Source organism: Salipaludibacillus daqingensis, from assembly GCF_029891575.1.
Lineage (GTDB): Bacteria > Bacillota > Bacilli > Bacillales > Salisediminibacteriaceae > Salipaludibacillus > Salipaludibacillus daqingensis.
The window spans coordinates 64,845-77,331 of record NZ_JARZHF010000004.1 but is presented as its reverse complement, the minus strand read 5'-3'; the positions used below and the strand labels follow the sequence as shown (position 1 = coordinate 77,331).

The 12,487-nt window shown below is 36.5% G+C and carries 10 protein-coding genes; 9 read left to right on the top strand and 1 reads right to left on the bottom strand.

The features are described from left to right. The first annotated feature begins 98 nt into the window (after nt 1-98). The 4 genes from clpX (at nt 99) to yihA (ending at nt 6,442) form a co-directional block, all read left to right on the top strand. Nucleotides 99-1,367, top strand: a complete 1,269-nt coding sequence (gene clpX, locus QDN89_RS09110) for an ATP-dependent protease ATP-binding subunit ClpX (RefSeq protein WP_280769818.1) — start codon at nt 99-101, stop codon at nt 1,365-1,367. Between the two features lie 232 nt (nt 1,368-1,599). Next, complete coding sequence (gene lonB / locus QDN89_RS09105) at nt 1,600-3,285, top strand: ATP-dependent protease LonB (protein ID WP_280769817.1); 1,686 nt, start codon at nt 1,600-1,602, stop codon at nt 3,283-3,285. Nucleotides 3,286-3,479: 194 nt separating this feature from the next. Continuing rightward, nucleotides 3,480-5,804 carry an endopeptidase La gene (gene lon / locus QDN89_RS09100; protein WP_280769816.1) on the top strand — a complete coding sequence of 775 codons (2,325 nt, stop codon included), beginning with the start codon at nt 3,480-3,482 and terminating at the stop codon, nt 5,802-5,804. Continuing rightward, nucleotides 5,801-6,442: a ribosome biogenesis GTP-binding protein YihA/YsxC gene (gene yihA / locus QDN89_RS09095; protein ID WP_280769815.1), complete on the top strand. Its 642-nt coding sequence runs from the start codon at nt 5,801-5,803 to the stop codon at nt 6,440-6,442. The genes lon and yihA overlap by 4 nt, the downstream gene beginning before the upstream one ends. A gap of 173 nt (nt 6,443-6,615) precedes the next feature. On the opposite strand, the gene QDN89_RS09090 is transcribed toward yihA, so the two are convergent. Further along, nucleotides 6,616-7,101, bottom strand: a complete 486-nt coding sequence (locus QDN89_RS09090) for a LiaI-LiaF-like domain-containing protein (protein WP_280769814.1) — start codon at nt 7,099-7,101, stop codon at nt 6,616-6,618. A gap of 268 nt (nt 7,102-7,369) precedes the next feature. On the opposite strand from QDN89_RS09090, the gene hemA reads away from it, so the two are divergent. From hemA to hemB, 5 genes are all read left to right on the top strand, one after another. Continuing rightward, nucleotides 7,370-8,758 carry a glutamyl-tRNA reductase gene (hemA, locus tag QDN89_RS09085; protein WP_280769813.1) on the top strand — a complete coding sequence of 463 codons (1,389 nt, stop codon included), beginning with the start codon at nt 7,370-7,372 and terminating at the stop codon, nt 8,756-8,758. Between the two features lie 15 nt (nt 8,759-8,773). Beyond that, the gene (locus QDN89_RS09080) at nt 8,774-9,595 is read left to right on the top strand and encodes a cytochrome C assembly family protein (RefSeq protein WP_280769812.1); all 822 of its coding nucleotides are present in this window, start codon (nt 8,774-8,776) and stop codon (nt 9,593-9,595) included. Between the two features lie 140 nt (nt 9,596-9,735). After that, on the top strand, nt 9,736-10,668 hold the full coding sequence (gene hemC, locus QDN89_RS09075) for a hydroxymethylbilane synthase (protein ID WP_280769811.1): 933 nt from the start codon (nt 9,736-9,738) through the stop codon (nt 10,666-10,668). 18 nt (nt 10,669-10,686) lie between these two features. Continuing rightward, nucleotides 10,687-11,472, top strand: a complete 786-nt coding sequence (locus QDN89_RS09070; RefSeq protein WP_280769810.1) for a uroporphyrinogen-III synthase — start codon at nt 10,687-10,689, stop codon at nt 11,470-11,472. 15 nt (nt 11,473-11,487) lie between these two features. Then, nucleotides 11,488-12,471, top strand: a complete 984-nt coding sequence (hemB, locus tag QDN89_RS09065; RefSeq protein WP_280769809.1) for a porphobilinogen synthase — start codon at nt 11,488-11,490, stop codon at nt 12,469-12,471. Nucleotides 12,472-12,487: the final 16 nt, after the last annotated feature.

Here is a 12,487-nt window from a genome sequence, read left to right as displayed (position 1 = left end):
CTAAAAATAAAAATGTGGACGTACAATGTAAACATAGAATAAATCAGATGATTTTATCAAACTGAAATGTTCCAACTTTAACGTAAGGGGTGAAGAGAATGTTTAAATTTAACGAAGAAAAAGGACAGTTAAAATGTTCTTTTTGTGGTAAAACACAAGATCAAGTAAGAAAGTTAGTTGCCGGTCCTGGCGTGTATATATGTGACGAATGTATTGAATTGTGCACAGAGATTGTTGAGGAAGAGTTAGGAACAGACGAAGAAGTGGAAATGGAAGATATTCCAAAACCACAGGAAATTCGAGATATTCTAAATGACTATGTCATTGGTCAAGACCGATCAAAGAAGACTCTTTCTGTTGCGGTTTATAATCATTATAAACGTGTAAATTCTACTTCTAAAAACGATGAAGTGGAATTAGCGAAAAGTAATATTTGTTTAATTGGGCCTACTGGAAGTGGGAAAACCCTTCTTGCACAAACATTAGCACGTATCTTAAATGTTCCTTTTGCGATCGCCGATGCAACATCATTAACGGAAGCAGGTTATGTAGGGGAAGATGTAGAGAATATATTATTAAAGTTAATTCAGTCTGCTGATTATGATGTGGAAAAAGCAGAACGTGGAATTATCTACATTGATGAAATTGATAAAGTAGCTCGTAAATCAGAAAACCCTTCCATTACTCGAGATGTATCTGGTGAAGGGGTTCAACAAGCATTATTGAAAATTCTTGAAGGTACAACAGCAAGTGTCCCTCCTCAAGGTGGACGTAAGCATCCGCATCAAGAATTTATTCAAATTGATACAACAAACGTACTCTTTATAGTCGGGGGAGCCTTTGACGGTATTGATCAAATTATTAAACGTCGTTTAGGTAAGCAAGTTATTGGATTTGGTTCTGAGAAAAACCAAGAAGATCTTAAAGAAGACCAGTACTTGGCTAAAATTCTCCCTGAAGATTTACTACGGTATGGGCTTATTCCTGAATTTATCGGACGTTTACCAGTAATCGCAAGTTTAGAACACTTAGATGAGACGGCTTTAATGGAAATTTTAACGCAACCAAAAAACGCATTAGTGAAGCAATATCAGAAGCTACTTGAATTAGACGAAGTAGAACTTGAATTTACAGATGGAGCACTTCGAGAAATTGCTAAGCAAGCAATTGAACGTAAAACAGGTGCCCGTGGTTTGAGATCTATTATCGAATCCATGATGCTTGATGTGATGTATGAATTGCCTTCTCGTGATGACATTGCTAAATGTATCATTACCGATGAAACAGTGAAGGATTTAAAACACCCTACATTGTTGTCTGAAAGTGGAGAAGAAATAAAGGATCACCAAGAACCAGAAAGTGCATAAAACGTTTAGACCTTCCTTTTTATAAGGGAAGGTCTTTTATTTTACTTTAAGATTAACTCCGTTAAAGAACTAAAGTTTAAAAAAACTAGGCTTTCGCCAGTACTAGGCGATAAGCCAAGTTTTTCTAATGAGCTCATATTTGAATGCTAATTTCTACCTCCTAGAAAAAATAAGATTAACAAAAGATCGTTCGGTAACACTAAATGAACAAACGGTTACAGGAGGATGAAAGATGACATTTACAGGAGTTGCTTTTCTCATCCAGCTATTTTTTGGAATAGTGATAGGAGTCTATTTTTGGACTTTACTAAAAAATCAACGAACACAACAATCATCCGTGAATAAAGAATCAAAAAAAGAAATGGAGCAACTTAAAAAACTGAGGAAAATGAAATTGACAGAACCAATATCTGAAAAAATTCGACCAAAGGTATTTGAAGATATCGTTGGACAAAAACATGGGATTCGGACGTTAAAAGCTGCGATGTGTGGACCTAATCCACAACACGTCATCATTTATGGTCCACCTGGAATCGGAAAAACAGCAGCAGCAAGGCTAGTATTAGAAGAAGCAAAACAAAATGCACATTCCCCTTTTCAAACATATTCTAAGTTCGTTGAATTAGATGGCGCAACTGCAAGATTTGATGAAAGAGGCATTGCGGATCCCCTAATTGGATCTGTTCATGATCCCATATATCAAGGTGCAGGTGCTATGGGACAAGCTGGGATACCGCAACCAAAACAAGGAGCTGTAACTAAAGCCCACGGGGGAGTGTTGTTCATTGATGAGATTGGAGAACTTCACCCAATTCAAATCAATAAATTATTAAAAGTGTTGGAAGAGCGAAAAGTTTATTTAGAAAGTGCTTATTACAACGAAGAAAATAGACAAATTCCAGATCATATTCACGATATATTTAAACGTGGGCTACCAGCTGACTTTCGATTAATTGCAGCGACTACAAAAAAACCAGAAGATATCCCTCCAGCGATTCGTTCGCGATGTGTTGAAGTATATTTCCGATCTTTAACCCCTGAAGAAGTAAAAACAGTTGCTAAAAAGGCATTAAAACAAATTGATATTGAAACAGAAGATGAAGTATTTGAATGGATAGCTAAATATGCAACAAACGGTCGTGAAGCTGTAAATATGATTCAATTATCAGCAGGTATTGCTTTAGATGAAAATCGGAGAATACTGAAATCATCAGACATTGAATGGGTAATTTATTCTGGACAGAAACCTCCGAGGATGGAAAAGAAAGTATCATTAGTGGATAAAATTGGTGTTGTAAATGGTCTGGCTGTTTTTGGACCGGGGATAGGAATTCTATTAGATGTGGAAGTAATAGCAAGAAAAAATGATGGGCACGGTTCATTAGTTGTAACTGGTATTGCTGATGAAGAAAGCACGGGAAACCAAGTAAGAACGATGAAACGAAAAAGTATGGCAAAAAGTTCAGTAGAAAATGTTTTAACAGTTCTTAATCACATGGGTATTGAGACAAACAACTATAATCTTCATGTAAATTTTCCTGGTGGTACACCGATAGATGGTCCATCGGCTGGCGTGGCTATTGCTACGGCTATCTATTCCGCTATTTTTCAAATACCTATCCCACACTCGCTTGCAATGACAGGAGAAATTGGGATTCACGGGGATGTGAAACCTGTAGGTGGGGTTATATCTAAAGTGGAAGCTGCAAAGCAGTCTGGAGTGAAAGAAGTGATTATTCCTAAAGATAATAGTCAATCGATATTATCGGAAATGGAAGGTATAACTATTTATCCAGTGGAGCACTTGAAACAGGTTTTTGATAAAGCGTTAAAGGTAAGAGATATGAATAGAGACGAAAAGCAAGAGGTTATTATGTCTTCTGTTGCTTTGTTAGACAAAGAAGGCACAATAGGATAAAATTGAACAAGAATCAGGTTAGCCCCTAAGACGTGATCCAATGGGATGACGTCGTTTTTGTCTAAAGCGCGGATGCGGAATCTTTTATCTTTAGAAATCTAGGCTGTCATACAAGGCTTCCGCCAAAGAATAGTTGTTGGCGAGAGGCTTTCTAGCTCTATTTAGAGCAAGATATACATGGAGGTGTCATACATATGAGTGAAAAAACGTTACGAAAAATTCCCTTACTACCTTTAAGAGGACTACTCGTTTATCCGACGATGGTTCTTCATTTAGATGTGGGGAGAAAAAAGTCGGTACAAGCCTTGGAAAAAGCAATGGTCGAAGATAATGAAATATTTTTGACAACTCAACGAGAGATTTCAACAGATGAACCGGAAGAAAAAGATATTTATACGATAGGAACATTAGCAAAAGTAAATCAAATGCTTAAACTTCCAAATGGTACGATCAGAGTTTTGGTTGAAGGCATTCAGCGAGGTCACATCGAATCATATATTGACCATGAAGATTTATCTGAAGTAGAAGTGAACTTAATTGAAGAACGTCAAGAAGCAACCGTTGAGGAACAAGCATTAATGCGAAATGTATTGGATCAGTTTGAACAATACATTCAACTTTCAAAGAAAATTTCACAGGAAACATTTGCTTCAGTTGCAGATATTATCGAACCGGGGCGGCTTGCAGATATTATTGCCTCCCATTTACCACTAAAAATGGTACAAAAACAAGAAATTCTTGAAACGATATCCGTTGGTGATCGTTTAGGTCAAATCATGAGTGTATTAAATAATGAAAAAGAAGTCCTGGGACTTGAAAAAAAGATCGGTCAACGTGTGAAAAAATCCATGGAAAAAACTCAAAAAGAATATTATCTACGTGAGCAAATGAAAGCTATTCAAAAGGAACTTGGTGATCGTGAAGGTAAAGAAGGTGAGCTAGAAGAACTCACTGAAAAAATTGAGAAGGCGAACATGCCCGAACCAATAGAAGAAAAAGCATATAAAGAATTGAAACGTTATGAAAAAATGCCATCGAGTTCTGCAGAAAGTTCTGTTATTCGTAACTACATTGAGTGGCTAGTACAAATTCCATGGAAAAATGAAACGACAGATTTATTAGATATTCATCGTTCTGAAATTATTTTAGATGAGGATCATTATGGTCTAGAAAAAGTGAAGGAACGTGTATTAGAGTATTTGGCTGTGCAACAACTTACCGAGCAGCTAAAAGGACCTATCTTATGTTTAGCGGGCCCGCCAGGGGTTGGGAAAACGTCTTTAGCGCGTTCTATTGCACGTTCATTAGACAGGAAATTTGTTCGAATGTCATTAGGTGGTGTCCGTGATGAAGCGGAAATTAGAGGTCACAGACGCACATATGTAGGTTCTATGCCTGGTAGAATTATTCAAGGTATGAAAAAAGCAGGAAGTATTAATCCTGTATTTTTACTTGATGAAGTAGATAAAATGGCTAATGATTTTAGAGGTGACCCATCTTCTGCTTTATTAGAAGTGCTCGATCCGGAACAAAATAACACATTTAGTGATCATTTTATTGAAGAGCCGTATGATTTATCAAAAGTAATGTTTGTGACGACAGCAAATAATATTGGAGCAATTCCTGCTCCATTAAAAGACCGTATGGAAGTAATCCACATTCCTGGTTACACGGAAGTGGAAAAGATGGAAATTGCTAAAGGTTACTTGTTACCGAAACAAGTGAAAGAACATGGTTTGACAAAAGGTAAACTACAAGTAAAAGATGAAGCAATTTTAAGTGTCATTCGGTATTATACTCGAGAAGCAGGTGTAAGAAATTTAGAAAGACAAATGGCAACCATATGTAGAAAAGCTGCGAAAATGATCGTATCAAATGAGCGAAAACGGGTAGTTGTTACGAATAATACGATTGAAAACATGCTCGGAAAAGCAAAGTTTAGATATGGAAAAGCAGAGTCAGAAAATCAAATTGGAGCAGCGACAGGTTTAGCTTATACAACAGCAGGCGGAGACACGTTAACCATCGAAGTTTCTATTGCACCTGGTAAAGGAAAGCTAACATTAACTGGTAAATTAGGGGACGTAATGAAAGAATCAGCTCAGGCTGCTTTTAGTTATATTCGTTCAAAATCTAAAGAGTTATCGATTGATCCAAGCTTTAATGAAAAAAATGATATTCATATTCACGTTCCTGAAGGAGCTGTTCCAAAAGATGGTCCTTCAGCAGGGATCACAATGGCTACAGCTTTGATATCAGCTTTAACGGATAAACCAGTTCGACGTGAAGTAGGAATGACAGGAGAAATTACTCTTCGTGGGCGTGTTCTTCCTATAGGTGGTTTAAAAGAAAAATCAATGAGTGCTCATCGAGCGGGATTAACGCATATTATTATCCCAAAAGATAATGAAAAGGACCTGGAAGATATCCCTGATAGCGTGAGAAATGATCTCACATTTATTCCAGTTTCACATTTAGATGAAGTACTTAAACATGCATTGGTCGTGAAAAAGAAATGAAAATTCATAACGCAGAGTTAGTTATAAGTGCAGCGAAAGAACATCAATTTCCTTTAGGCCCATTCCCTGAAGTGGCTCTTTCAGGCCGTTCGAATGTAGGTAAGTCTTCCTTTATTAACACTTTGTTAACAAGAAAAGGTTTAGCGAGAACGTCTCAACGACCAGGTAAAACTCAAACATTAAATTTTTATATCATAAATGATCGTTTTCACTTTGTAGATGTACCTGGCTACGGATATGCAAAAGTATCCAAAAAAGAACGAGAAGCATGGGGTCGTGTCATGGAAGGCTATATTGAAACGAGAAGGCAGCTAAAAGGTGTCGTACAACTGATTGATTCTCGTCATAACCCGACAGAGGATGACAAAATGATGTATGAGTGGTTAAAATATCATGAGCTTCCGGTTATTATCGTTGCAACAAAGGCAGATAAAATCTCTAAAGGAAAATGGGATAAACATATTAAACAAATCAGAGAAGGCCTTCAAGTGAAACAAGAAGATCCTATCATCCTATTTTCTGCTGAGACAGCTCAAGGAAAAGAACGAGCTTGGAAAGAAATTACACAATTACTATTTTCAAAAGAAGAGCGTTATTTCAAAGAAGATGAAGAGCAAGAAAATGATGAAGAGCTTTAATGATTTTTAGCAATTCTGACAACAAGTAATAAGGAAAAGGATGTGACCCAACGGTCGCATCCTTTTTATAAAGTATTGAAGCTTTCTATTTTGTTCAAATTTTTTCATTCTAAAGGTGAGCAAAATCACATCTACATTGATAGAAATGCTATATCCTGTGTATAACAGAATAATTATTTTTTGCGAAAGAATAATAAATATAATCCAATGAGAATGAGTATGACCGGCCAAAAAGACTCAAAACTTGAGTGGATAGAATTCAACCACTGAGTGATTGATGAGAAAAATAGTGCCGTAACAGAAATGATCAGCAAGATTACACCTGTAGTGATTCCATCTCGTTTATTCACAAAGTATTTCAAGAAAAAAGCAAATGAAATAATTAATGTGAAGTAAGGCCAATGAAACGTCCAATATTCAAACGTATGTACACCATGAAATAATGTTCCTAAGCCAAGCAAGACGACGCCAGAAAACATCTTATTGTCATCACGGTTGGAAAAACCTTGCCAAGATAACACTAAACCGAATAATAGCAACATTGAAGGCCATTTCAAAAGAATATCCGAATAAGGAAGGGAGAAGTCAAATTGTTGAGATAAAAAATAGATACCAATAACGACTAAAATGATACCTGGGAGTGCCTGATTTGATTTCATGAAATTCATCGCTCCTTAGATGACTAAAATTGGTATTGATAGGAAAAGATAACTTTAACTTGATAAAATTTTCACATGAAGGAAAAGTGTGTTTTTTGTTCACAGAAAGTTCACAAATTAATCAATTTAAAATTCGTTTCAATTTATGTTACTAGATTAAAGATGTTATAATATAAAACAGGTTATCATAAAGCAATCTATAAAAATTTGTCATATAATGAATTACAGTGTAAAATGGATGTCGGTTCGAAGTCAGGGGGGTGACGGTATGCACATCCTAGTTGTCAGTTTGAATTATAAAACAACTCCAGTAGAAATACGAGAGAAATTTTCTTTTCAAGATGATATGGGACAGGCGGTAACGAAATTACGCCAATCAAAAAGTGTTTTAGAAAGTGTTATTGTGTCGACTTGTAATCGTACTGAAATTTATGTCGTTGCAGATCAATTGCATACAGGTCGCTATTATACTAAAGTGTTTCTTTCTGAATGGTTTGGGATCCCTAAAGATGAATTTAGTCACTATTTACAAATACGTGAAGATGAACACGCGATTGAACACCTTTTTCGTGTAAGTTGTGGTCTTGATTCGATGGTTTTAGGAGAAACGCAAATTCTTGGGCAAGTTCGTACTGGATTTTTAGAGGCTCAAGAACAAAAAACAACGGGGACTATTTTCAACCATTTGTTCAAACAAGCAATTACACTTGCAAAACGTGCGCATTCTGAAACAGCTATTGGCGAAAATGCTGTGTCAGTTAGTTATGCAGCCGTTGAATTGGGCAAGAAGATTTTTGGAGATTTCTCAGATAAAAAAGTGTTAATCATGGGTGCTGGAAAGATGAGTGAGCTTACGGCAAAACATCTTTCGACTAGTGGGGTCAATGATATTACTGTTATAAACCGAACAAAACAAAAAGCCGAGGAACTTGCATCAAAATTTCTAGGCAAAGCAGAAGACATAAAAAATTTAAATGATTCTCTTGAATCAACAGATATATTAATTAGTTCTACTGGTTCAAAAGATTATGTTATAAATAAAAGGGAAGTTCATGAGTTAATTAAAAAGAGAAAAGGTAGACCGTTATTTTTAGTTGATATTGCAGTTCCAAGGGATTTAGATCCTGAATTGGCGGATTTAGATAACGTATATTTGTATGATATTGATGACTTACAAGGTATTGTTGCTGCAAATTTAGAAGAAAGAAAGCAAGAAGCAGAAATTATTGAGTTGATGATAGAACAAGAATTGGTTGACTTTAGTCATTGGCTTGATACGTTAGGCGTTGTGCCTGTTATTACTGCTCTTCGCCAAAAAGCAACATCGATTCAATCGGAAACGATGGAGAGTCTTGAAAGAAAACTTTCTAGCTTATCAGAACGAGAGAAAAAAGTTATTAGAAAACATATGAAGAGCGTGATTAATCAACTACTGCGGGATCCAATTACAGCATTGAAAGAAGTTCCAGAAGAACAAAATTCAGATGAACTTCTTGCGTATATGACTCGAGTATTTGCATTAGAAGAACAGCTAAAAGAACAAGATAATGTATTGGCTTGTAACATTCAAATCAACAAGATTGAGCGAGAGTGGAATATTGAAAAAAGGAAATTAAAAATGGCTGCGCAGACTCAGGCGGTCACCCGCTCTGTCTAGAGAGGGGGAAACAGCATGATTGGTTTAAATCTGCTTTATATCCTCATCATTGTATTTTATTGTCTGAGTGTTCTCGGATATTTCATTGATTTTATTCAAAACAACCAGAAGGTGAATCGTGTAGCCTTCTGGTTGCTTTCTATTGTCTGGATTATGCAATTACTATTTTTAATTATGAGGGCGATGGAGTTTAGTCGATTACCTATTATGACAATTTTTGAAGGGATGTTTTTTTACGCTTGGATTTTAGTTACCTTCTCTCTTGTCATTAACAAATTGTATCGAATGGATTTTCTCGTATTTATTGTTAATTTAATTGGATTTTCTATTTTGACCGTGAGCCTATTTGCACCAGCGGGTGATGTGTCATCTCAATTAGCAGAATTATTAATTTTAGAGTTGCTTATTATTCATGTCGTTATCCTATTGTTATCCTATGCGATGTTTACGCTCTCTTTTTCTTTCTCCATGCTTTATTTTTTTCAACACCAGATGTTGAAGCGAAAACGATGGGGAGAAAAAATGGAGAGAACAGGGAATTTATCCAATTTAGAAAAACGATCTTACATGTTTACATTGATCGGAGTACCACTCATGTTAATTGGTTTAATTCTAGGTATCATTTGGGCGTGGGTTAAATTTGAGATGATTCCATGGTACGACTTAAAAGTACTCAGTTCGTTTGTTTTACTGGGAGTTTATGGCGTATACTTATTTCAGTATCAGGTCAAAAATAGACGGGGATATAGCTTAGCATTATTAAATATTGCAGCATTTTTAGTATTACTTATTAATTATTTTTTATCTAGTTCATTTTCACAATTTCATATTTGGTAGTGATGATTATCAACCTATCTAAATGATAAATAAGTTGATAATGTGTAAGCTGATTTTCTATATAATAATATGAAAGAATAACTATTCGAAAAAAAAATGAAACACTAACATATTCGAATAACGCTATACGGAGGTCATTCATGAGAAAAGTAATCATTGGTTCGAGAAAAAGTAACTTAGCGATGACACAAACGAGATGGGTAATTGATCAATTAAATCAGTTGAACCTCCCATTTGAGTTTGAAATTAAAGAGATTGTTACAAAAGGAGATAAAATTCTCGATGTAACATTATCTAAAGTCGGAGGAAAAGGGCTTTTTGTAAAAGAAATTGAAAAAGCGATGTACGACGGTGAGATTGATATGGCCGTTCATAGTATGAAGGATTTACCTTCTCAGATGGCAGAAGGGTTAACAATTGGTGCAGTACCAGACCGTGTAGATCCTAGAGACGCATTCATTTCCAACAGTGGAAAAACGCTCATGGAGTTGCCAGCAGGTTCGACAGTAGGAACGAGTAGTTTACGTCGTAGTTCCCAAGTGCTCGCACAACGACCTGATTTGAACATTCATTGGATTCGTGGAAACATTGACACCCGATTAAGGAAGTGTAGAGAAGAGGGGACATTTGATGCGATTATTTTAGCAGCCGCAGGTCTTGAACGAGTTGGTTGGACAAAAGATATTGTCACGGAATTTTTAGATCCGACAATTTGTTTACCAGCCGTAGGTCAAGGTGCTCTTGGCATCGAATGTCGTGAAGATGATAAGGAATTGTTGGAACTGTTAGCACATATTAATGACGCAAAAACAGCGAGAACGGTTGCGGCAGAACGTTCTTTTCTTCATACAGTAGAAGGCGGATGTCAAGTGCCGATAGCTGGATATGCCCAGCTAGAAAGTGATGGAGACGTTTCTTTAACAGCGTTAGTAGCATCTCCAGACGGAAAGTTGATATTTAAAGAATCGATTAAGGGTGACGATCCTGTTGCAATTGGAAAACAAGCAGCAGAAAAAATGTTATCTGAAGGGGCAAAGGAAGTTCTTGATAAAGTAAAAGAAGAGTTAGATTAATAATTGGGGAGATTTATGATGAGCTCACTTCGTGGACTGAAATTTTTAAATACAAGAGCGGGTCATCAAGCTAATTCTTTAACATATGAGATTGAAAGACGAGGGGGAATTTCTATTGAAATTCCCCTCATTGCCATTCAACCTCCTGAAAATATCCAACAAAGAAACAAAGAATTAATGAGAATAATGAAAAGTGATTGGCTTATTTTTACTAGTGTGAATAGCTTTCACTATACGTGCGAAGCATTAGAGGAATGTGGGTTTGAAGTATCAAAAGTTATAGGATCTAAGAAGGTCGCCGTCGTAGGGGAGAAAACAAAAGAAATTGTTGGCGAGTACGGATTTTATGTAGATGTTTGTCCGGAAGAGAAATTTGATGCGGAGCATTTAGCTGTTTCCCTTATAAATGCATCACACTCGACCGATAGTTTTTTTTATCCTAGGAGCAGTCAGTCTAGAAAAGTATTAGTAGATACATTGCTTGATTCAGGGCGGTTTGTTTATGAAATGGTGGCTTATGAAACAGTGATGAACGATCAATATCAAACAAAACTAAATCATCTATTAAAAAATAACGAGTTGGATATTGTATTAGTAACGAGTCCATCTATCGTTCACTCTTTTTTTAAACAAGTTGATGAAAATGTTATTTCCTCGATAAAAGAGAAGATAATGTTTGTTGCGATTGGGCGAGTGACAGCAGAAGCCCTTTCACGTTATGATATTCTTAAGGTACTCGTTCCAGATAATTATACGATCGAATCTATGTTAGATATAGTAGAAGAGGAACAAGCTGATATTTAAAGGAGGAAATGTTACATGTCCAGTCTTGAATTCCGTCGGCACCGTCGACTAAGAAGAACACCAGGAATCCGTTCAATGATTAGAGAAACGCATGTAAGAAAAGAAGATTTGATATACCCTCTTTTTGTTTTAGAAGGGGAAAATATAAAAAATGAGGTCCCGTCAATGCCGGGAGTTTTTCAGAGGTCGTTAGATTTAATAAACGAAGAAGTGGATGAAGCAGTGGAAGTTGGAATTGAGTCATTGATTTTGTTTGGTATTCCCACTCATAAAGATGACGTAGGTACTTGTGCGTACGATCATAACGGAATCGTTCAAGAGGCAACGAGACAAATCAAACAACGTCACCCTCAGTTAACTGTTATTGCAGATACTTGTTTGTGCCAGTTTACAGACCACGGTCACTGTGGTGTTGTACAAAATGGAGAAATTATCAACGATGAATCGTTAGCTTTATTAGCCAAAACAGCTGTATCACAAGCAGAAGCGGGGGCGGATATCATTGCTCCATCGAATATGATGGACGGTTTTGTTGCGGCGATCCGCCAAGGGTTAGATGAAGCTGGTTATACAGATATTCCGATCATGAGTTATGCAGTGAAATATGCTTCTGCTTTTTATGGACCATTCAGAGATGCGGCTCATAGTTCACCAAAATCTGGCGATCGTAAAACGTATCAAATGGATCCAGCAAATAGACTTGAAGCGTTTCGAGAAGCGCAGTCAGATGTTGATGAAGGAGCCGATTTCCTTATCGTTAAACCAGCTCTTTCTTATTTAGACATCATTCGCGATGTGCGAACTCGGCATGACCTTCCGATTGTTGCGTACAACGTTAGCGGTGAGTATTCAATGATTAAAGCCGCGGCGCAAAACGGTTGGGTGGATGAAAAAGCAATTGTTATGGAAAAAATGACGAGTATGAAACGAGCAGGTGCTGATTTAATATTGACGTACTTTGCTAAAGATATTGCTACATGGATAAAAGAAGACGAATAAGTGAAAGGTGGCTTTA